The following is a 21849-nucleotide window of genomic DNA, read 5'->3' as shown; positions in this document are numbered from 1 at the left end:
GGTGACCATCTTTTAGGATAGGCTTTTTTGTATATTAGTCTTGTGGTACAAATGCTGTCCAGCTAGATAAATCCATATTTTGTTTCAAGATGGATGAAGCAGGGAAGACAAATGACCATGGTTTTGTAGTATTCGCTTTAATTTCAAGATTCGGTAACGTGAAAGCACCTTTAACAACGACTTCTCCAGAAGCGTCCTCAATATGAAGGGGAAGTTGTTCTAGTTGAATGTTGTCTTTATAGCCGTTACGAATTAGCAGTGTTGTATGTAAATCGCCGTTCTCTTTCAGTGCGGCTTGTAAACCTAGGAAGTTAATTTCACCTTCACTTGGAGGCGTTAAATTGTCTACAAAATTACGTAAAGATTCTTTGCTTGCTTCAGGTAACTGCGCTTCCCAAGATGGATCTAAATCTAGTTCATGCTTACTTTCAAGTTCGAAAGCTAATTCCCAATCTGATTGAGATAGTTCAGCTTCAGTTATTGTTTCTTGCTCAAATGTAAATATGAAAGGCATATTCACATTTGCAGGAATATCTCCAAGAGCAGACAGGTTAAATGTTTTACGTGCGCACAGCTTTTTATCTTTGTTTAATAGAAGTAATGTAACTTCTTCGAAAGAAATCGGTTTTGGGACACTGCTGCGAATGAACGCAGCTACATCGTATGCACCATCACGTTTTTCAATTTCAATTCCTGATAAAGAAATTTGATATTCTTGTAAAAGTGGTAATTCTTTATGTAAGAATTGGTAAATGTATTTTTGTTCTTGTGCTACTTCACCCCAGCTAGGATGGAAGTAAAGAACAGGCTTTACTGCTTTATTTTGAGAAGTAGTTTCTTCTTGTCCAAATAATTGATTACTAGAAACAGTAGTATCTTTTCCTTTTTTCTTTGCCTTTTTCAGGAATGATAACATAAATTTTCACCTCATGATTGTACGTTTTCTGGGACTGCTAAATGTCTCGCGATATAGCGGCACATTTCTTTTTCAAAATTACCGTAAGTGTATAAGAAAATATCCAAACCTTCTTTTTGGTAAAGGCGAGTTGGATCTTCTTGTTGATATTGTCTTAAGCCAATACCTTCTTTTAAGTGAGTCATTGCATCTAAGTGAATTACCCAGTTTTGATCTAGGAAGTGTAAACCAACGTAGCGCAGTGATTGTTGTAAATCCGCATGGTTATTTAATTCTTGTACACGTTCGATATAGCTAGAAATTGTATCTTTTAAAACGATTTGTAAATCCTCAGGCGAATGTACGTCGTTCGCAGATAATAGCGGCAAAGTTTCAGCCGGTAAAATTTCTTTAATAGATGCTGTTAAACTAGTGAAATCCCATTCTTCAGGAAGCATTCCTTCGAAAAGGTGCTGTTTAGCAATTGCATCTACAGAATGTCCAATCATTGGAATAACAAGTTCTATCATATTTGTTTCTTCTTTTAATAAATTGTTGCGCAGTGTATAGATAACATTACGTTGATCATTAATTACATCATCTAGTTTTAAATTATATTCACGCATTGAGTAATGACTACCTTCACAAATTAATTGTGTACGGTTAATGAAATCATGGACCTTAGATGTATGAATAAGTCCTGTTTTGTCAGTTTTTAGTGATTTTTCCAACTTTTCTACTTCTTCGTGTGCGAAGCGCTTTAGCATCTCATCCTCTAAAGATAGGAGGAATTGAGAGCTTCCCGGATCACCTTGGCGACCAGCTCGTCCTTTAAGTTGGTTATCAACACGGCGGGATTCATGACGTTCTGTTCCAATTACATGTAATCCACCAAGGGCGTGGACACCCTCACCTAGTAAAATATCAGTACCTCGGCCTGCCATATTTGTAGCGATTGTAATTTGACCCTTTTGTCCAGCAGTTGCGATCAAATCGGCTTCTTGTTCTGCACTCTTCGCGTTTAATAATTGATATTTGATGTTTGCTTCATCTAAGTAACGAGCAACTGTTTCAGATTGCAAGATAGACATCGTCCCAATTAAAATAGGGCGTCCTTGCTTATGGTGTTTTAGAACTTCTTCACGCACAGCTTTATATTTATCATCAGCCGTTACATATACTACATCATTTTTATCTTCACGAAGAACAGGACGGTTCGTTGGAATTGGAAGAACTTCCATATTGTATACACGGTTGAATTCTTTTTCTTCTGTTTTTGCTGTACCTGTCATACCTGATAATGCTGGATACATACGGAAGAAGTTTTGAATTGTAATAGAAGCTTGTGTTTGGTTTTCTTCTGTAATTTCTAAACCTTCTTTTGCTTCTAGTGCTTGATGCAAGCCGTCACTTAAAGAGCGACCATCCATAACACGTCCTGTGAAAATATCTACAAGTAGTATTTTTTCATCATGCACAATATAGTCAACGTCAAGCTGGAAAGCGACATTGGCACGTAATGATTGAATCATATAATGGTATAGAGTTTGATGCTCTAAATCATATAAGTTATCGATATCAAATAAATCTTCTATTTTTGTAATACCGTCTTCTGTAAAACTAGCTGATTTCGATTCTGCATCGTATGTATAGTGAAGGGTATCTTGGAACGATTTAATAACTTTTGCACATAAATAATGCAAATCAGAGCTACTGGATTTCTTCCCAGCAATGATAAGTGGCGTTTTCGCCTCATCAATTAAAACGCTATCAATCTCATCGATAATAGCAAAGTGATAGGGGCGCTGAACTTGATCATTTTGTGAAGCAGCCATATTATCGCGAAGATAATCAAAACCAAACTCTGTTCCAATACCGTATGTAATATCAGCTTCGTATGCAAGTTTCTTTTCAGAAGGATCGATTTGAGGAATATTTAATCCAACTTGTAAACCGAGAAATTCATGGACTTGGCCAATTAACTCTTTATCACGCTTTGCTAAATAGTCGTTTACCGTAATAACATGAACGCCTTTTCCTTCAAGTGCACGTACATATGTTGGAAGAGACGAAACTAATGTTTTTCCTTCACCAGTTGGCATCTCTGCAATATTACCTTCTAGTAATACTAGTCCACCAATTAACTGTACATCGTAATGGCGTAATCCAAGCACGCGTTTTGCGGCTTCGCGTACAACAGCGAATGCTTCTACTTTTATGTCATCAACTGTTTTACCATCTTTAAGCATACTTTTGAATGTGACAGTTTTGCGACGTAATTCTTCGTCAGGTAAATCAGACATTTGTTTTTCCAAATTATTAATATCTTGAACGAGTTGTTCATATTTTTTTAGCTTTCTCTTTTGAGAATCTCCTAACAATTTCTTTACCGAATTCAGCATGTTGTAAACACTCCTCTTACTGACAATAGCTACATTATAGCACATGTTTATCTTGAACAAGTAGAAGTAGTAAATTGAAGAAAATACTGGATAAAAATACGTGTATCTTGCACATATTATATTTAAAGCATAAAAAGAAAGAGAGTATTCAATATATAAGAAATTTGGTATGATAACTAAATGAGATAAAGTGATGATTCTCAAGATGAATGAATAATATGGATTTAATATTTTATGTAGATTATATATTGAAAGAAAAGAGATAGAAGATGAATAAGAAGTTTGTAAAAGGCGCTGCGATTTTAACCGTTACAACGTTTCTATCGAAAGTAGTGGGGAGTTTTTTTCAAATCCCATTGCAAAATATAGCAGGGGATGAAGTACTTGGGATTTTTCGCCTTGTTTTTCCTGTATATATGATAGCCTTAACTTTATCAGTAGCGGGAGTCCCGCTAGCAATATCCCAGTTAATAGCTGATCTTCATGAAAAGAATGATCGTGATGGAATAGCGAAATTGTTTACGTCCGCATCTATTATAGGTGTTATATTTGGGGTTCTCGGATTTTTAATTATTATTATTGGATCAAGTAGCATTGCAAATATGCTTGGTGGGCAAGAGACGAGGCTAGCATTAATTGTTACTTCGTTTGCTTTATTAATCGCACCATATATGGCAGTGTACCGTGGATATTTCCAAGGGTTCGGAGATATGATACCTACTGGTGTATCACAAGTAATTGAACAGTTGATACGCGTATTCTTTATGCTAACAATTGCTTATGTATTTGTATATTGGAATAAAAGTAGTGATATCATAACAGGCGGAGCGATGATTGGTTCTTGTTTTGGTGTTATTACGTCACTCATATATTTGCGAATGAAATATGTGAAAAGCATGTATCGCTATAAGAGCGAAACATATTCATTACAAGATTTTAAGACAAACGCGAAAAACATACTCCGTGTTTCAATTCCAATTGCAATTGGAGCGTTATCGATGCCTGTTTTAAATTTAGTTGATTCTATAACAATTCCACATGTATTACATGAATCTTCTACAACGATTCAGGAACAGTTTGGTATATATAGCCGTGGTTTTGCATTTACGCAATTAATTGTTGTATTTGCAAGTGCGATAGTATTTCCGTTAATTCCATTATTAACAGCGGCTTTAACAAAAAAAGATATAGCTTTAGCTAAACTGACAGTAAAACGTACAAATGAGTTTGCGCACGTTTTAACAATGCCGATAACGATATGGCTTATGGCGCTCACAGTACCGCTTAATGTTGCATTATTTACAGATACAAAAGGAAGTGGTATGTTAGCTATTTTAATTGGTAGCTCGTATTTCACATCACTTATGGTATTATCAATAGGAATCTTGCAAGGGATTAATCGTTCGGTGCAAGCAGCATGGATTGTCATCGGTGCAAGTTTCGTAAAAATTATATTAAATATAGCGCTAGTAAACCAATTCGGTATAAATGGAGCAGCGTATAGCACCCTAATTATTTATATAATGATTTGTATCGCAAATCATATTTATATTAGAAAAGATCTTTCTTATCCAATGGATATAGGGAAGTTTTTGGCGGTCATTGGAGTATCTAGTATTTTAGGTATAGCATTATACTTTGTGTCTACATTAATTAATGTGATAGATTCCAGGATTCTAGCAATGGTATATAGTGCTGTGGCGCTAAGTGTAGCGTCAGTATTATATGGCATATGTGCACTTAAACTAAACTGGATATCGAAAGAACAAATTCCATTTTTACGTAAATAAAATCGTTTGTTATAGAAAATGAACAATATTATAAATGGGCATGACTTGTTAGATGTTTGTGAAAGAAATCAATTTGAAGTTATCAAACCTTCCTCGGCAAGGAATGGATAACAATTTGTTTAATTACAAAAAGAGTTGATTGCGAAATGTTGGAGGAGATTAAGAGTGCGGTTAGTTTTATCAGGATATTATGGTTTTTATAATGTTGGGGACGAAGCAATTTTGCAATCAATTATTAAAGCGCTACATGAAGAGGATCCTACTCTTGAGCTTGTTGTACTTTCAAATGACCCCGACTATACAAGGAAAATGTACGGTGTAGAAGCAGTAAATCGCTGGGATATAAGAGCGATTTACCGAGAAATAAAGAGAAGTAATGGTTTAATTAGCGGAGGCGGAAGTCTCTTGCAAGATAAGACGAGTATTAAAAGTATTTTATACTATACGGGTATTATGCGGCTTGCCCGTTTTTTGAAAAAGCCGTATTATATTTACGCCCAAGGAATCGGACCTATTACGAAGAAGCAAAATCGTTTATTAGTGAAATGGCATGTATCAAAGGCTGAATATATATCAGTGCGTGATGAAGACTCTTTTTTGTACTTAAAAGAAATTGGTATTAAGAAAGATATCGAACTTGTTCCAGATCCGGTATTAGCTTGTCAGCCAGAAGAAAAGAAATCCAATTGGCTTCAAAAACATTCTCTGCAAGGAAAAGTCGTTGCGGTTAGTGTAAGGTACTGGGATGCAAAAGAAGATTATATGAAGAAGTTAGCAGATACGCTGAAAAAACTTAAGCAAGAGGGATACCATATTTTATTTGTACCGATGCATGGACCATTTGATCAAAATGCATCAAGGGATATCATTAATTTGATGGGAGAAGAAGCGCACATGCTCCCTTATAAAATGGATATTCATGAGAAAATCTCTATTTTATCAGAATGCTCCCTTTTAATAGGGATGAGACTGCATGCTCTTATATTATCGGCAGTTGCAAACACGCCTATGATTGGAATTTCATATGATCCAAAGATCGATTCGTTTTTACAACAAGTAAATCAGCCGATTATTGGGAATGTTGATGGAGACTGGACGACAGAAACATTACATAGTATGGCGATTAAACAATTAGAGCAAACAGAATATGTACAAGAAACGTTAGGACAAAGGGTAGAGGAATTGCGTGAGCAAATTTCCATAGCGTCCAAATATATTATTAATGACTTACATGCAAAAGAGTCTATAAAAAGAGGAATGGAATAGAGGCCATTCCTCTTTTAATTCAATAATTGAGTAGAAAAAAGAACAGAGGTTGTCTGTTCTTTTTTTGCTATGTAAGTAAGGATTTGAAAGAGAAGCGTATGAAAGAAAAAATGTCGAAAAAAACAACAGATTGAAGTTTTAGTTGTTCCTGATTAGGTGGGTTTTATCTTAAAATCTTAACGTTATTATATAAATAATATCGGTATAATGCGTTTTGTATGAAAACAATTGGATAATGATGTCGGTTTTCTTCAAAAAAGCGATCTTAAGAATTATGTCGAACGCCAGAGAAATATAGTGTTAATTAATTTTATTATCTTTATATTTAGATGTTGAAATTATAAGTGTTTTTCTGCTATAGTTGTAAATGGTTATATAAATATTGTACAAATGTAGTTCTGACGTATTGTTTCGTACATTTAAGATATTCCGATTTTAAAATCGGATTATTTAAAATAAAAGTCGAAAAAAAATGAACGTTAGAATTATGAGGATTCACTTTTTTGTCGAATTTAAGGATTTAAATTCGGATAAAAATGGTTTGATGTCGTTATTATTCTGTATTACGGAATAATTTTTATATATAGGATCTTAACTACATTTATATTTACTAGTTTCAACATTAAATAGAATATCTATTTAAAATATTATGGAACTAGTATTACATTCCTGAAGGAGGAAATATATAAAATGGCAAAGACTAACTCTTACAAAAAATTAATCGCTGGTACAATGACAGCAGCAATGGTAGCAGGTGTTGTATCTCCAGTAGCAGCAGCAGGTAAAACATTCCCGGACGTTCCAACTGATCATTGGGCATTAGATTCTATTAACTACTTAGTAGAAAAAGGTGCGATTACTGGTAAACCAGATGGTACATATGGTCCAGCTGAAGCAATCGATCGTGCTTCTGCAGCAGTAATTTTCACTAAAATTTTAAGATTACCAGTTGATGAAAATGCTAAACCTTCTTTCAAAGATGCTAAAGATTCATGGGCTGCTAAATATATTGCAGCAGTTGAGAAAGCTGGCATCGTTAAAGGTGACGGAAAAGAAAACTTCTATCCAGAAGGAAAGATTGACCGTGCTTCTTTCGCTTCTATGTTAGTAAATGCTTATAACTTAAAAGACAAAGTTAACGGTGAGTTAGTTACAACATTTGAGGATTTATTAGATCATTGGGGTGAAGAAAAAGCAAACATCCTAATCAATCTTGGAATCTCTGTAGGAACAGGAAAAAAATGGGAGCCGAATAAATCTGTATCTCGTGCAGAAGCAGCTCAATTTATCGCAGTAACAGATAAAAAATATGCAAAACCAGATAGCACACAAGCGTATGTAACTGATGTGAAAATTTCTGAACCAACGAAATTAACATTAACAGGAACTGGTTTAGATAAACTTTCTGCTGATGAAGTAACTCTTGAAGGTGACAAAGCAGTTGCGATTGAAGCAAGTGCTGATGGTACATCTGCAACTGTAACACTTGGTGGTAAAGTTGCTCCAAATAAAGAACTTACTGTAAAAGTGAAAAATCAATCATTCGTAACGAAATTCGTATACGAAGTTAAAAAATTAGCTGTAGAAAAATTAACATTTGATGACGATCGTTCTGGTCAAGCAGTTGCCTTCAAATTAAACGATGAAAAAGGTAACGCTGATGTTGAGTACTTAAACTTAGCAGATCATGACGTCAAATTTGTTGCAAATAACTTAGACGGTTCAAAAGCAAACATCTTTGAAGGTGGAGAGTCAACTTCTACTACAGGTAAACTTGGTGTTGGCCTTTCACACGGTGACTACAAAGTAGAAGTACAAGTTACAAAACGTGGTGGTTTAACAGTTTCTAACACAGGTATCATTACAGTGAAAAACCTTGATACACCATCTACTGCAATTAAAAATACTGTATTTGCAGTAGATGCTGATAAAAATGGTGTAGTATACGGTAATACACTTACTGGAAAAGACTTCAAGCTAAATAGCCAAAATTTAGTTGTTGGTGAAAAAGCTCAAATCCATAACGTAGTTGCTACAATTGCTGGAGAAGATAAAGTAGTTGATCCAGGATCAATTAGCATTAAATCTTCAAACCACGGCATTATCTCTGTAGTAAACAACTACATTACTGCTGAAGCTGCTGGTGAAGCTACACTTACTATTAAAGTAGGCGATGTAACGAAAGACGTTAAATTTAAAGTAACTACTGATTCTCGTAAATTACAATCAGTAAAAGCTAATCCAGACAAATTACAAGTTGTTCAAAATAAAACATTACCTGTTACATTCGTAACAACTGACCAATATGGCGATCCATTTGGTGCTAACTCAGCTTCAATTAAAGAAGTTCTTCCAAAAACAGGTGTAGTTGCTGAAGGTGGATTAGATGTAGTAACAACTGATGCTGGTTCAATTGGTACAAAAACTGTTGGTATTACAGGTAACGAAGTAGGCGAAGGTACAGTTCACTTCCAAAACGGTAACGGTAATACTTTAGGTTCATTATACGTAAACGTAACAGAAGGTAACGTTGCATTTAAAAACTTTGAACTTGTATCTAAATTAGGTAAATACGGTGAATCACCTGATACAAAACTTGACCTAAATGTTTCTGATACAGTTGAGTATCAATTATCTAAGTACACTTCAGAGCGCGTATACTCTGATGCTGAAAACTTAGAAGGCTATGTAGTAGAGTCTAAAAATCCAGCAGTAGCTGATGCTAAAATTGTTGGAAATAAAGTTGTTGTAACAGGTAAAACTCCAGGTAAAGTTGATATTCACTTAACGAAAAATGGTGCAACTGCTGGTAAAGCGACAATCGAAATCGTTCAAGAAAAAATCGCTATTAAATCTGTAAACTTCAAACCAGTTCAAACAGTAAACTTCGTTGAGAAGAAAATTAACATCGGTACTGTATTAGAACTTGAAGGAAGTAACCTTGATGATATCGTTAAAGGTATTAACTTAACAAAAGAAACACAACATAAAGTACGTGTTGTAAAATCTGGTGACAACCAAGGTAAACTTTATCTTGATACAAATGGCAATGCTCACTTCGATTTATTCGATCAAGAGCTTGGTCATGTAACGGTAAATCAAACAAGTGATTCTGCACTTCCAAACTTCAATCCGGACATCTATAATACTTTAACTACTAAGTACACTGACAAAGGTACATTAGTATTCAAAGTATTAAGAGATAAAGACGTTGTAACAAGCGAAATTGGTTCACAAGCTGTACACGTGAACGTGCTTAACAACCCAAATCTATAAGTTGATTATAGATAGAGTGAAAAATCAGTGGGGATTCATCCCCACTGATTTTTTATTATTTGTTTAATATAAAGAAGCCTCTTGTACATGTACAAGAGGCTTCTTTTATTTTTTAAACTTAAACATCTCACCGCTCAAATTCGAATCACTATACACGAACAATACCATGTTAATGTTGTTGTCTTTAATGTATTGATATACATCCTTTTCGTGATAGTGACGAAGGTCGAGGATGGATGTGTGATTGAAGCTTTGTGCTAAGTGAGGCACGATTGCGTTTGCGAATGAGTCTTTTAGGACTAAAGCTCGTACATCATTTGGTGCATTGTTATTTTCGATGACGATTTCTGGATAGTCGTTTGCGTAATAGCCTGCGTATGATGTTGTGTCTTTTTGTTTTTCTACGCCATATAGTTCATCTAATGTGCGATATACGGTGCCGTTTACATCTTTGGCGGCTACGCTCGTAAAGTTGAAGCCGTCTTTTGGTGTGTAGTAGCATAGTTTTTCTCCAGTTGCATCGATTAGTTGGTATAGCTGGTTGTTAAAGCTTCCGACTAGGTGTTTATTTGGAGCGCACGTACGAGTGTAATCTTCTTTTTTTATTTCTTTTCCTTTATATATAGAAGATTGTTGCGCGATTGTGTTCATTATATATTGATAGCCTAAGAAGGCACCATCCATATTCCAGTGGTGGTCTGTTTTGAAGTACATACTTTGTATTTCTTCATTTGTATAGTTTTTCTTAAAGTGTTCCATGAGTTTAATTGGTTTTACGTCCGCTGGAAGTTTATCTAGAAAATAATTTAAATTTTCCTGTGCATATGTGTGAATATGGGAAGGTAATTTAAATGATAATGCATTCGTTTTGGACGGTGGTAAAGCAAAGTAAAATTCAACGTTTTGTTCTTTTAAAAACTGAGATAAATCGTTTATAGCAGGCATGGATTGATCGATTTCATTATATTTTGTAGTCCATGCTGGGTTTTTTAGAAGCCATTTATCATCAGTTAAAATAATATCGTTAATGAGAGACTTGTCCATTTTAATTTGAGCAAGCGTATAGTTTTTTATGAGTTCATCTCTTCCGATTAATTGATCGTTTGTATATGTCTCAAAGTCTTTAAAGAAGCTACCATTTACGACAGCTTCTTTTGTAAGAGCTGGTTTTTGAGCGAGCGGACGATTTTCAACGGGCGAAACTGCTCGGTCAGTTTTGAGAAGCGATAATATGCCAAATGAAAAGATAATGGTGAGAAAACCGATAAATAGGACGATGTTCCCCAATTTTTTCATAATAACGTTTCCTTCCTACATAAAGTGAAACTTTAATCAGTGGGGGTTTTGTTCATCCCCACTGATTATTAGCCTTAACCAATCGGGCTTTCACGGGCAGCCCGTAAAATAGCGGGATAAGTTAAAACCTGAAATAAATAAATGGATTATATGTTGAATTAACTAAATACATAATCGAAAGCATAAATAATGTTAGTAATAATATAGGACGTACAACTTGCATCGTGAACATATATGTTTTTGGCGCAAGTTCTAGTATGTTTTTAACTCTCTTTAAAATCGGTGTCGCTGAGATAAAGGCAATGATAAAAATAATAATGTATTCATGTACGTATAACATTGTGTTGTCATCGATGAAAGATTGTCCACCTATGCCAAACATCGCTTTTAAATATTGGAACGAGTATGCGAAGTTATCAGCTCGGAAGAAGACCCAACCGATCATAATGATGATTAGTACATATGCATGTTGCAGCGGCGTCCATAGTTTATTTAATATTTTCTCGAATCCAGATTTTTCAATCGAGATAATAAAGCCGTAATATAATCCCCAGGCGATAAATGTCCAGCTTGCTCCGTGCCATAAACCAGTTAATCCCCACACGATGAAGAGGTTACGGTAATTTGCTAGTTTGGAAACACGGTTTCCGCCAAGCGGAATGTATATATAGTCGCGGAACCAAGAACCTAGTGTAATATGCCATCTTCTCCAAAATTCTGAAATGGACTTTGAAATGTATGGATAATCGAAGTTTTTGGGGAAATCAAATCCGAACATTTTTCCAAGTCCAATTGCCATATCCGAGTATCCTGAGAAATCGAAATAGATTTGAAGCGTATAGGCGATAATCCCGATCCAAGCTGTTCCAGCGCTTATCTCAGACGGCGGTAAGGCGAAGATTTTATCTGCGACAAACCCAACTTGATTGGCAATTAATATTTTTTTCGCTAATCCTAAAACGAAAATTTGGATACCTTCTGTAAATCGTTCGAAAGAATGGATGCGCGTTTTAATTTGCTCAGCAACGATATTGTAACGAACGATTGGTCCGGCAATAAGCTGCGGGAAAATAGAAATATATAGTGCTAAGTTAAGTGGGTTCTTTTGAACATCTCCGTCTTTACGATATATATCGATGACATAGGACATCGCTTGGAATGTATAAAATGAAATCCCAATTGGTAGTGGGATAGGTTCCACCTGGATAGATAAATGTAAAGCGTTGTTTAAAATGTCTGTGAAAAATGAAATATATTTAAAATAAGAAAGTAATAAAATATTCCCGACCACAGCCATAATTAAAAATGTGACTTTCATATTTTTTCGTTTATCATAATGATGCACGAGTAGGCCGAAGCAATAGTTTAATACAATAGAGAAGAGCATTAAAAGAACGAAACGTGGTTCTCCCCATGCATAAAAAATTAAACTAAATGCAAGTAATACGAAATTACGAAGCTCGGCACGCACTATAAAATAGAAAAATAATACGAGAGGTAAAAAGATAAATAAGAAAATCGAACTACTAAATACCAAAGGACTCTCCTCACTTTTTCAAAAATACATTTCGTGCAAAAAACCGACATTTCTATTATATATTCTTTTAAATAAAAGTGCCTTTAATATTTTAGCATGTTAATAATTCGATTGAAATGATTATCCTATATAATAGAAGAAAAGGGGAGCGGAATCCTTTTGACACTCACTATTTGTATAAGATAAGATGAATAAGGTGTGATTTGTTTAGAAGGGAAGAGATGGTGTGTTATTTAACTCATTTGAGTTTATTTTTTTATTTTTACCGATAGCATTTCTTTTATATTTTCTATTAAATAAATTTGGACATGCTACATTAGCGAAAGCTTGGCTCGTTGCGGCCTCTCTATTTTTCTATAGTTATTGGAATGTGAAATATTTACCGCTTATGTTAGTGTCGCTCATTGTGAACTATTTTATCGGAATGAGGCTCGTGAAACAAAAGAGTAAACTTCTTTTAACAGTAGGATTAATATTTAATATAGGAATGCTTAGTTATTTTAAGTATTATGATTTCTTCTTACAAAATGTGAATTCATTATTTGGAACTCATTTTACATTATTATCTTTAACGTTACCACTTGCGATTAGTTTCTATACGTTTCAAAAGATCGCATTTTTAGTAGATACGTATCGCGGGGAAACGAAGGCATGTCATTTTCTTGATTACGCACTGTTTGTAACATTTTTCCCGCAGCTTATTGCAGGACCGATTGTACATCATGCGCAAATTATGCCGCAGTTTGCTGACGATAGTAAAAAGAACTGGCAATCGAAGTATATCGTTCTTGGTATATTCGTATTTGCAGTCGGTATTTTCAAAAAGGTAGGTATTGCAGATGTATTATCACCCCTTGTACATGAAGGGTTTGATGTGCAGCAATCATTAACATTTGTTGAAGCATGGCTTACGTCGTTAGCGTTTACGTTCCAATTGTATTTTGATTTTAGTGGATATAGTGATATGGCAATTGGAATCGCTTTAATGTTTAATATTAAATTACCTCAAAACTTTAATTCACCGTATAAAGCAGTGAATATACAAGATTTTTGGCATCGTTGGCATATGACGCTTAGCCAGTTTTTAACGAAGTACGTATACATTTCTCTAGGAGGAAATCGAAAAGGGATTACGCGTACGTACGTAAATATTATGATTGTATTTTTAATAAGTGGACTTTGGCATGGAGCAGGTTGGACATTTATTTTTTGGGGATTCTTGCACGGTTTAGCTTCTGTTATTCACCGATTATGGAGTAAAGCAGGAGGGCGTATGCCGGCCTTGGCTGGTTGGCTCGTTACGTTTTTCTTCATTAATATAACGTGGGTATTCTTTAGGGCAACATCTATGCATGATGCGGTGAAGGTGTTAAAAGGAATGTTCGGACTAAATGGAATCGAATTAGCAAATAGTGTATTCCCATCATTTATAATAGAGAAGTTACAATTTTTAAAAGAGTACGGTGTTTCATTTACAGAAGGGTACCATGTCTCTTTATTAGATCCGAAAATGGTAGCGTATATTTTCGGAGCGTTATGTATTAGTTTCTTCTTAAAAAATTCAATTCAGTTAAAAGATTCATTCCGTCCAAATGTGTGGACTGCTTTATTTACTGCAATATTGCTTGTATATAGCGTGTTACATTTAACGAGTATTAGTGAGTTTTTATACTTTAATTTCTAGGTGGAGAATATGAAAAACAAACATTGGCTTATTTTCGTTTTTGTATGTGTTTTTGTTCCTCTCGCAGGTGTTGGGATATTTAATAGCTATATAGATTCTCTTTGGTTATTCCCGCATAAAAATAAGTGGAATGATGTGCAGTACGGGTTTAACGAGAGACAACAGAAAACGAATTATATAACGTACCGTCCGTTTACATATGATGGAGTTATACTTGGAAGTAGTAGAACGACTTTTATTAATGAGAATGACTTCACCGGGTTAAACGCATTTAATTATGCGGTAAGTAGTACAGACCCGCGTGAGTATGATGCATATATTGAATATGCAAAAGAACAAAAAGGTAGTGAACTCGCATCTATTGTACTTGGTTTAGATTTCCTTGGAACGAACAAAAATAGGGAAATTGGTTTTGATAAACCAGAAGTGTATATTAATCAGGCGCAAAGCCTATTGTATCCGATTAAATCGTATGTAAGTATGGACGGAATTACTTATTCAAAGAATACAATTGCGAATTCTACTCATCATAGTACGAACATTGATCGGTATGATCGAGAGAATATAAAATCGATGCGCGATTATACGAAAGAAGAGCGTGATGCGCAAGTTACAGCGCAAGTAGATAAGTTTAGTAAAGAGATTTATGGCGGGAATTATGAGTATCAAAATATGAAAGAAATATTAGGAACAGTAAAGGCTCATAATCCGAACACGAAGTTTTATATTTTTACAACGCCTGTTTCAGAGCCACTATTCCGTACGATGATTCAATCAGGGCGATGGGAAGATTATAAAAGATGGCTTCATGACGCTGTAGATGTATTTGGAGAAGTTCATCATTTCATGTATCTTAATTCCGTTACAACGAATTTAGACAACTATATGGATGGGCATCATTTCAGACCAGAAATTGGAAAGTTGGTTGCGCATAAAGTTGTGAATGAAGAAGATAGCAACGTCCCGAAAGATTTCGGTATTGTTATTACGAAGGATAATATTGATGAGGTGCTAGAAGAGATTTGGGCGTCTTTTCAATAAAAAATAGGTCATAAATGTGGTCTAGTCTTTGCCGAGTAGACTGTATAAAAAAGAAGCAGCCACCGAGATCTGATGGCTGCTTCTTTTATTCCGCTTCTAAATCAACAATTAAGTAAGCGAGTATAACAACGAAGAAAATACTAACGGAAGGTGCTGTTAATACGTGGCCGGACATAAAGCCGATTCCAAGTGATAGTACAACGGTGCTAGCTAATAGCATATATTTCACGGTTATTATTTTCTTAAAGTTTGTTATGACGCGAATGAATAATTTAATACCGAAGTATAGAAGCGGTATTAAGTAAATAAGGAAGCCGACGATTCCGAATGCAAAGAATAGATCGTGGAAGTCCATTTCGATTAATTTAATTTTAACCGTATAGTTACCAGCATAGCCCATTCCGAATAATTTTTGTGATAGCGGTGCGTCTTTATAGTATTGTTTGTATACTTTTAAAAACTTATCGCGATCACTGTAAATTAAACTTTTGACCTCAGAGTCTGTTAGCTCACCTTTTGCATGTTTTTTCTCTGCGTCTAGATCTTCTTTAATTACTTTTCCTTCTTTTCTATCCTTTTCTTCTTGTACTGATTTTTTGTATTCGTATATTTGCATGTGGATGCCCATATTTTTTGCGATAGGAGTATGTGGTGTAAGTGCAATTAAACCTCCTAAAACAATAGCGGCAACAACTGTATTTACGAGATATGTGGATCCTTTACCTTCTTTTTTGCGATGAATCATATATTCAATGAATGAGAATAAAAGTGCCACGCCAAGTGTTAGAACAATTGCACCATATCCTACTTTCGTTCCGACCATAATACTTGCATACATCGCAAGTATTGTTGGAATCCAGTAATAGATTTTCGAGAAAGAAGTTGTTTTATGAATCGAATATAACACTACGATTGGGAACATAATTGCAAAAATAGAACTTAAATCATTTCCAGCAAAGAACCAACCTCTTGAACCAATCTTTGAGTGAGGATAGCTTGGGAAATCTGTACCAGTTTGCATTGCAACAATCAGTGTGATGCTGAAAATTAAAGTTGCATATAAGAAATATGTAATGATTTTATGAAATGTATATTCTTTATTTTTTAACTCTTTAAAGACGGTAATATATCCAAACAGTAGCACAATTGGATATACGCTTTTTAAAATAAATTTCACTTCTTCGCCAAATGAAACTGGAGATTTGATCATCATATTATTTACAAGACCAATTGCTAGTACGATCCCGAGTAGGCATAAATAGAGAATGTACTTTTTCGCCCCATGTTGTTTTCTATGAAGAAGTAGATAACCTAATGCAAGAAGCATAAAGGCGAAACGGACTACGATTCCAACTGTTGCGCTCATGTGTAATACATAGATTGAAAAAGATGTTAATAAATCTAAAATTGGTTGAAACACAATGAATAGCAATAGGAAATGCGGGAAGTAGTTATCCGTTTGTTTCAACTTAGTAACCATATGTTCCTCCATTTCTTCATTCCTTTATTTCAACACCCGAGAGATGGGTATAAAAGCCTTTTTTTGGCATAGTAAGGTGAATGAATTTCAATGTTTGTTTTTTGCATCAAACTTAAGAATACACCATTTCATTGCAATGGTAAATAGATGAAAAGCAATGATAAACCGACTTTAATTTCTATATTTTTTAACGAAATTGTATGTTTTATACGGATATATATACAAATTACGAGAATATTAGACAGAAAATTAAGAAAAAAGAAGGGTTTTTAACATGCTTTCTATAATTATAGAAGTATAATCTTTATGTGGAAAAGAGGGGTATATATAATGGAAGTAACAAGTAAAACAGAATCTGTTGTTGTGAAATATGAAGGGCGCGTAGCAACGGTTATGGTCAATCGCCCAGAGGTTTTAAATGCATTAGATGAACCAACGTTAAAAGAGTTATTACAAAAGTTGAAAGAAGTGGCGGAAAGTTCTGTTCACGTTGTTGTGTTATGCGGCAGTGGCCGTGGTTTTTCTGCGGGTGGAGATATTAAATCAATGCTTTCAAGTAATGATGAAAGTAAGTTTGAAGGTATCATGAATACAATTTCTGAAATCGTGGTGACGTTATATACGATGCCAAAGCTTGTTATTAGTGCAATTCATGGACCAACTGCTGGACTTGGATTAAGTATTGCATTAACAGCTGATTATGTTATGGCAGATATATCATCAGTTATTGCGATGAACTTTATTGGAATCGCTTTAATTCCAGATGGTGGTGGCCATTTCTTCCTTCAAAAGCGCGTCGGTGAAAATATGACGAAGAAAATCATTTGGGAAGGGAAGAAATTATCAGCGACAGAAGCATTAGATATCGGTTTAATTGATGAAGTAATCGGTGAGGATTTCCAAACGGCTGTGAAGCAAAAAATTAATGAATGGTTACACAAACCAATCAAGGCGATGATTCAAACGAAACAAATTTTATGTGAAGTCAATCGTTCTAATTTAGAACAAACGCTTCAGCTTGAAAAGCGTGGTCAATATACGATGAGACAAACAGCGGACCATAAAGAAGGTATTGCTGCTTTTCTAGAAAAACGTTTACCAGCATTTAAAGGGGAATAAAGTGAAATGTTAATCCGTGGGGATTTGTTTATCCCCCGCGGATTATTAGTTTTACTGCCCGTTAATTCGAGATAAAGGGAAGAAAGTGCTAACACATTTTAGTATAATTGTGTTAGCACTTTTTTTAGGAGTATAAATGAAGAAAATTATCGGTGTTATCGTTATGATTTTACTTACATATTATGCTTTGCATAGTACACCATCTCTTGCGGTACGGACTGCATTATTCTTTGAGGGACATCCAACTGTTGCTTTCTCAGGTGAAGTGAAGAAAGAACGGGATGTGAAAAAAGAGGCGATTCCTGATGAGTACCGGACCTTATACGAAGATAAGAAAGAAGAACCAGAGCATTACTTCTTTCCGGTAGTAAGGGCGCACGGATCAGGAATTGATATGTTAAGTGCTTGTGTGGAAAAAGAGTGGTTTTTCTATAAGGCAGAGCTTGGGTGTTATTAAAAATAGGAGGAACAGTGATGTCAACTTATAACAAATTAGTAAGAGACCGTGTCCCGGAGAAAATTTTAATGTCTGGAAAAACATATACAGCACAAAAATTAACAGGACAAGCTTACATACAAGCGTTAGCGAAAATTGGTACAGAAGAAATTCGTGAATTTGCTTCGATGAAAGAGCGTGAACATGCGCTAGATTCACTTGCAGATGCACTTGAAGTTATTATTTCATTAGCTCGTGCAGAAGGTGCAACAATTGAAGATGTAGAGCGTCTTCGTAAGAAAAAAGAAGAAGAGCGCGGCGGATTTACAAGAGGGATTTATTTGATGGATGTTTCGGAAGAGTAGTTTTATAGAAAAAGCACAGCTTACTCAGTAGCGCTGTGCTTTTTTCCTGCAATTAGGCTAACGATTAAGAAGATAGCTGTTAATGTCCAGCCGATTGCAATAGAAGTAGTAGTGTGAATGGCATAAGAAACTTGTAAACATAGTAATGATGATAAAAACCAAATAAGTGCAATATGTACATGTTTTTTCGTTACATTCATTTTTGTTATCTCCTTTTTACTTACTAAACTAAATTTTACTATAATTTAGAAAATTAAACTATATGAGTAGAGGTTTTATCGTAATTTCGCTATACTAAATAGTAGAGAGAATGAGGAGGAAACGACAATGGCACATCATGCAAAAGAAACGATGGAATTAATTAAAGAGCTTGTCTCTATTCCAAGTCCATCTGGAAACACTGCGAAAATTATTAATTTTATTGAAAACTATGTAAGTGAGTGGAATGTAGAGACGAAGCGTAATAATAAAGGCGCTCTTATTTTAACGGTTAAAGGAAAGAATGATGATCAGCATCGTTTATTAACTGCACACGTTGATACGTTAGGTGCGATGGTGAAAGAAATTAAGTCTGACGGTCGTCTTCGTCTATCTATGATTGGTGGATTTCGCTGGAACTCTGTAGAAGGGGAATATTGCGAAATTGAAACGTCAAGCGGTAAGAAGTATACAGGTACAATTTTAATGCATCAAACTTCTGTCCATGTATATAAAGATGCAGGGGAAGCGAAACGTGATGAGCAAAATATTGAAGTTCGTATTGATGAGCGTGTTTCTTCGGCAAATGAAGTACGCGAATTAGGAATTGAAGTAGGAGACTTCGTTTCATTTGATCCACGCGTTCAAATTACAGAGAGTGGATACATAAAATCACGTCATTTAGACGATAAAGTAAGTGTAGCAATCCTATTAAAATTAATTAAAAGATTGCAAGATGAAAAGGTAACATTACCGTATACAACACATTTCTTAATTTCTAATAATGAAGAGATTGGGTACGGTGGAAACTCAAATATTCCAGAAGAGACGGTAGAATATTTAGCAGTTGATATGGGAGCGTTAGGTGATGGACAAGCATCTGATGAATATACAGTATCCATTTGTGCGAAAGACTCTAGCGGTCCATACCATTACGCTTTACGTAAGCATTTAGTTGAACTGGCGAAAGCGAATGCTATTGAATATAAAGTGGATATTTATCCCTACTACGGATCAGACGCATCAGCTGCGATTCGCGCTGGATTTGATGTGAAACATGCATTAATTGGAGCTGGTATTGATTCTTCTCACGCATTTGAGCGTACGCATGAAAGCTCGATTGTACATACAGAAGCACTTGTTTATGCATATGTGTTATCAGAAATGATAGCAGAATAGTGAGAGGGTGGTTGATTCTATGAATCAGCCACTTTTTTGTGCATAAAAACTACTTTAATTGTATTTTATTGTACAATATTAAGAAAGTAGGTTTACTACAGAATTCTAGTATTATAGAATGATAGAGGCGCACTAATTTTTTTTTGCTCGCATTTGTTATAATTTGTATATTAAGATTACGCGTTATTGTAAATGATTTTTGAGAGGAGTATTATTTTTATGAAGTATCGTGCAGTCGCGGCTGGTATTTTAGCCGCAAGTTTATTATCGTCTCCAGTTAGTAGTTTCGCAGCAGGGAAAAAGTTTTCGGATGTTCCTACATGGGCGCAGGAATCGGTTGACTATTTAGTAGGGAAAAAAGCACTTGATGGAAAACCAGATGGAACGTTTTCTCCATCTGAAGCAGTAGATAAAGGATCAGCTGCAAAAATATTAGCGGTAGTTCTTGGTTTACCAATTGATCCAAAAGCGAAACCATCTTTTAAAGATTCGCAAGATCATTGGGCAGCACCATATATTGCTGCGGTAGAAAAAGCAGGTGTAATTAGTGGAGATGGTACTGGAAAATTCAATCCATCAAGCCAAATTAACCGTGCATCTATGGCATCTATGCTTGTACAAGCATATTCATTAGACAATAAAATTATTGGAGAACTTCCAACACAGTTTAATGATTTAGAACCTCATTGGGGTAAGAAACAAGCTAATATTTTAGTAGCTTTAGAGATTTCAATGGGTACAGGAAATGGTTGGAAGCCTGACGGTACTGTAAGTCGTGCTGAAGCAGCTCAGTTCATCGCGATGGCAGATAAAAATAAAACAAATACATCGAAAAGAATGTATATGAACAGAAACTTTATTACATATCATCAGGCATCGTTATCATCTGGTATTACTGACACTCAACATAAGCCACAAATGCTTGAAGTGAAAGAGCAAAGAGCGGATGGTTGGTTGAAAGTTGTAACAAGTAAAGGTGAGAAGTGGACGCCTTTAACAGAGAAAACAGATGCTATTAATGAAGGATTTACTGCGTATGCAGAAGCTTCGCATCAATCTAAAGTGTCAGGTACATATAATGCACAAAAAGTAACTGTTATTGAAGAGAATGGTAGCTGGATTCGTATCCGTATGGGAGCTGGCTTCCAATGGGTGGATAAAAATCAATTAAACCCAGTGAAGCAAGGTAACTTCCTAGAAGGTAAAGCGATTATTATTGATCCAGGTCATGGTGGAATTGACTCGGGGAACCCTGGTTATTATGAGAAAGAAAGTAAAACCGTATTAGATGTATCATTACGATTACAGAAAATATTTGAGAAAAAGACACCGTTTACTGTGTTATTCACTCGTACAGATGATACACGTCCAGGAACAAGTGGTCCTGATTCTTTAAAAAAACGTGTAGAATTTGCACAGCAAAATAATGGAGATATTTTTGTAAGTATCCATGCTAATGGTTCTGAATTGAAAAATGGACAAGGCACAGAGACATTATATTATGACTCAGCACGAGCAAGAGTAACGAATCCAAATGTAGAAGAGAGTCGTTTATTAGCAGAAAAAATTCAAAAACGTCTTGTGAATGCACTTGGAACAAAAGATCGTGGCGCGAAACATCAGGACTTATACGTAACTAGAGAAAATACAATGCCAGCTGTATTAACAGAATTAGCATTTGTAGATAATAAAAGTGATGCAGATAAAATTGCTACACCAGAACAGAGACAAAGTGCAGCAGAAGCTATTTATCAAGGTATTCTAGATTACTATGAAGCAATGGGTAACGACGTATCTTCTTTCCGTTAATAAATAAAAGAGATTGCCATAGGCAGTCTCTTTTTATTTATAAAACAAATTATAAAGGTTTCTCTTTATTTCGGGC

At 35.2% G+C, this 21849-nt stretch carries 16 protein-coding genes; 10 read left to right on the top strand and 6 right to left on the bottom strand.

Annotation, left to right across the window (positions count from 1 at the left end; all coding sequences use genetic code 11):
• Positions 1–34 precede the first annotated feature (34 nt).
• Positions 35–916 carry an accessory Sec system S-layer assembly protein gene (locus Q3V31_RS22565; protein WP_071733547.1) on the bottom strand — a complete coding sequence of 294 codons (882 nt, stop codon included), beginning with the start codon at positions 914–916 and terminating at the stop codon, positions 35–37.
• Positions 917–927: 11 nt separating this feature from the next.
• The gene (gene secA2 / locus Q3V31_RS22560) at positions 928–3297 is read right to left on the bottom strand and encodes an accessory Sec system translocase SecA2 (protein WP_329767241.1); all 2370 of its coding nucleotides are present in this window, start codon (positions 3295–3297) and stop codon (positions 928–930) included.
• A gap of 269 nt (positions 3298–3566) precedes the next feature.
• Here secA2 and Q3V31_RS22555 point away from each other — a divergent pair, with 269 nt between their 5' ends.
• The 3 genes from Q3V31_RS22555 (at position 3567) to Q3V31_RS22545 (ending at position 9629) form a co-directional block, all read left to right on the top strand.
• A complete protein-coding gene (locus tag Q3V31_RS22555; RefSeq protein WP_329767240.1) occupies positions 3567–5087 on the top strand; it encodes a putative polysaccharide biosynthesis protein in 1521 nt (506 codons plus the stop codon).
• A gap of 165 nt (positions 5088–5252) precedes the next feature.
• The gene (gene csaB, locus Q3V31_RS22550) at positions 5253–6353 is read left to right on the top strand and encodes a polysaccharide pyruvyl transferase CsaB (RefSeq protein WP_001241612.1); all 1101 of its coding nucleotides are present in this window, start codon (positions 5253–5255) and stop codon (positions 6351–6353) included.
• Positions 6354–7043: 690 nt separating this feature from the next.
• Entirely contained in the window at positions 7044–9629 is a 2586-nt protein-coding gene (locus Q3V31_RS22545; protein WP_329767239.1) for an S-layer homology domain-containing protein, read from the top strand.
• A 105-nt stretch (positions 9630–9734) separates the two neighbouring features.
• On the opposite strand, the gene patB1 is transcribed toward Q3V31_RS22545, so the two are convergent.
• Together patB1 and Q3V31_RS22535 are read right to left on the bottom strand one after the other, a co-directional pair.
• Complete coding sequence (patB1, locus tag Q3V31_RS22540) at positions 9735–10925, bottom strand: secondary cell wall polysaccharide O-acetyltransferase PatB1 (RefSeq protein WP_329767238.1); 1191 nt, start codon at positions 10923–10925, stop codon at positions 9735–9737.
• A gap of 121 nt (positions 10926–11046) precedes the next feature.
• Positions 11047–12462 carry an MBOAT family O-acyltransferase gene (locus Q3V31_RS22535; RefSeq protein ID WP_329767237.1) on the bottom strand — a complete coding sequence of 472 codons (1416 nt, stop codon included), beginning with the start codon at positions 12460–12462 and terminating at the stop codon, positions 11047–11049.
• 226 nt (positions 12463–12688) lie between these two features.
• Here Q3V31_RS22535 and Q3V31_RS22530 point away from each other — a divergent pair, with 226 nt between their 5' ends.
• Both Q3V31_RS22530 and Q3V31_RS22525 read left to right on the top strand, forming a co-directional pair.
• A complete protein-coding gene (locus tag Q3V31_RS22530; RefSeq protein ID WP_329767236.1) occupies positions 12689–14146 on the top strand; it encodes an MBOAT family O-acyltransferase in 1458 nt (485 codons plus the stop codon).
• A gap of 9 nt (positions 14147–14155) precedes the next feature.
• Positions 14156–15187 carry a hypothetical protein gene (locus Q3V31_RS22525; RefSeq protein ID WP_088007359.1) on the top strand — a complete coding sequence of 344 codons (1032 nt, stop codon included), beginning with the start codon at positions 14156–14158 and terminating at the stop codon, positions 15185–15187.
• Positions 15188–15272: 85 nt separating this feature from the next.
• On the opposite strand, the gene Q3V31_RS22520 is transcribed toward Q3V31_RS22525, so the two are convergent.
• Positions 15273–16667 carry an O-antigen ligase family protein gene (locus tag Q3V31_RS22520; RefSeq protein WP_329767235.1) on the bottom strand — a complete coding sequence of 465 codons (1395 nt, stop codon included), beginning with the start codon at positions 16665–16667 and terminating at the stop codon, positions 15273–15275.
• Positions 16668–16997: 330 nt separating this feature from the next.
• On the opposite strand from Q3V31_RS22520, the gene Q3V31_RS22515 reads away from it, so the two are divergent.
• From Q3V31_RS22515 to Q3V31_RS22505, 3 genes are all read left to right on the top strand, one after another.
• Entirely contained in the window at positions 16998–17786 is a 789-nt protein-coding gene (locus tag Q3V31_RS22515; RefSeq protein WP_000454184.1) for an enoyl-CoA hydratase, read from the top strand.
• Positions 17787–17922: 136 nt separating this feature from the next.
• Positions 17923–18243: a hypothetical protein gene (locus Q3V31_RS22510; RefSeq protein WP_329767234.1), complete on the top strand. Its 321-nt coding sequence runs from the start codon at positions 17923–17925 to the stop codon at positions 18241–18243.
• A gap of 17 nt (positions 18244–18260) precedes the next feature.
• On the top strand, positions 18261–18587 hold the full coding sequence (locus Q3V31_RS22505) for a nucleoside triphosphate pyrophosphohydrolase (RefSeq protein ID WP_000109208.1): 327 nt from the start codon (positions 18261–18263) through the stop codon (positions 18585–18587).
• Positions 18588–18607: 20 nt separating this feature from the next.
• On the opposite strand, the gene Q3V31_RS22500 is transcribed toward Q3V31_RS22505, so the two are convergent.
• On the bottom strand, positions 18608–18787 hold the full coding sequence (locus Q3V31_RS22500) for a hypothetical protein (RefSeq protein ID WP_001103321.1): 180 nt from the start codon (positions 18785–18787) through the stop codon (positions 18608–18610).
• 127 nt (positions 18788–18914) lie between these two features.
• Between Q3V31_RS22500 and Q3V31_RS22495 the strand changes: the two genes are divergently transcribed.
• Positions 18915–19964 carry a M42 family metallopeptidase gene (locus Q3V31_RS22495; RefSeq protein WP_000930031.1) on the top strand — a complete coding sequence of 350 codons (1050 nt, stop codon included), beginning with the start codon at positions 18915–18917 and terminating at the stop codon, positions 19962–19964.
• Between the two features lie 219 nt (positions 19965–20183).
• Positions 20184–21773, top strand: coding sequence for an N-acetylmuramoyl-L-alanine amidase (locus Q3V31_RS22490; protein ID WP_090814006.1), 1590 nt, complete (start codon positions 20184–20186; stop codon positions 21771–21773).
• Positions 21774–21849 lie beyond the last annotated feature (76 nt).

This window comes from Bacillus nitratireducens, assembly GCF_036320425.1.
In the GTDB taxonomy this organism is placed as follows: domain Bacteria; phylum Bacillota; class Bacilli; order Bacillales; family Bacillaceae_G; genus Bacillus_A; species Bacillus_A nitratireducens.
Note: the sequence above shows the minus strand (reverse complement) of the source record. Positions and strands in the feature narration are given on the sequence as shown.

Bases quoted from the DNA above. Each gene is read 5' to 3' on its own strand.
- Q3V31_RS22525 (WP_088007359.1), top strand. From the start codon at position 14,156: ATGAAAAACAAACATTGGCTTATTTTCGTTTTTGTATGTGTTTTTGTT.
- patB1 (WP_329767238.1), bottom strand. From the start codon at position 10,925: ATGAAAAAATTGGGGAACATCGTCCTATTTATCGGTTTTCTCACCATT.
- Q3V31_RS22545 (WP_329767239.1), top strand. From the start codon at position 7,044: ATGGCAAAGACTAACTCTTACAAAAAATTAATCGCTGGTACAATGACA.
- Q3V31_RS22495 (WP_000930031.1), top strand. From the start codon at position 18,915: ATGGCACATCATGCAAAAGAAACGATGGAATTAATTAAAGAGCTTGTC.
- secA2 (WP_329767241.1), bottom strand. From the start codon at position 3,297: ATGCTGAATTCGGTAAAGAAATTGTTAGGAGATTCTCAAAAGAGAAAG.
- Q3V31_RS22555 (WP_329767240.1), top strand. From the start codon at position 3,567: ATGAATAAGAAGTTTGTAAAAGGCGCTGCGATTTTAACCGTTACAACG.
- Q3V31_RS22490 (WP_090814006.1), top strand. From the start codon at position 20,184: ATGAAGTATCGTGCAGTCGCGGCTGGTATTTTAGCCGCAAGTTTATTA.
- Q3V31_RS22520 (WP_329767235.1), bottom strand. From the start codon at position 16,667: ATGGTTACTAAGTTGAAACAAACGGATAACTACTTCCCGCATTTCCTA.
- Q3V31_RS22565 (WP_071733547.1), bottom strand. From the start codon at position 916: ATGTTATCATTCCTGAAAAAGGCAAAGAAAAAAGGAAAAGATACTACT.
- Q3V31_RS22505 (WP_000109208.1), top strand. From the start codon at position 18,261: ATGTCAACTTATAACAAATTAGTAAGAGACCGTGTCCCGGAGAAAATT.
- Q3V31_RS22515 (WP_000454184.1), top strand. From the start codon at position 16,998: ATGGAAGTAACAAGTAAAACAGAATCTGTTGTTGTGAAATATGAAGGG.
- Q3V31_RS22500 (WP_001103321.1), bottom strand. From the start codon at position 18,787: ATGAATGTAACGAAAAAACATGTACATATTGCACTTATTTGGTTTTTA.
- Q3V31_RS22510 (WP_329767234.1), top strand. From the start codon at position 17,923: ATGAAGAAAATTATCGGTGTTATCGTTATGATTTTACTTACATATTAT.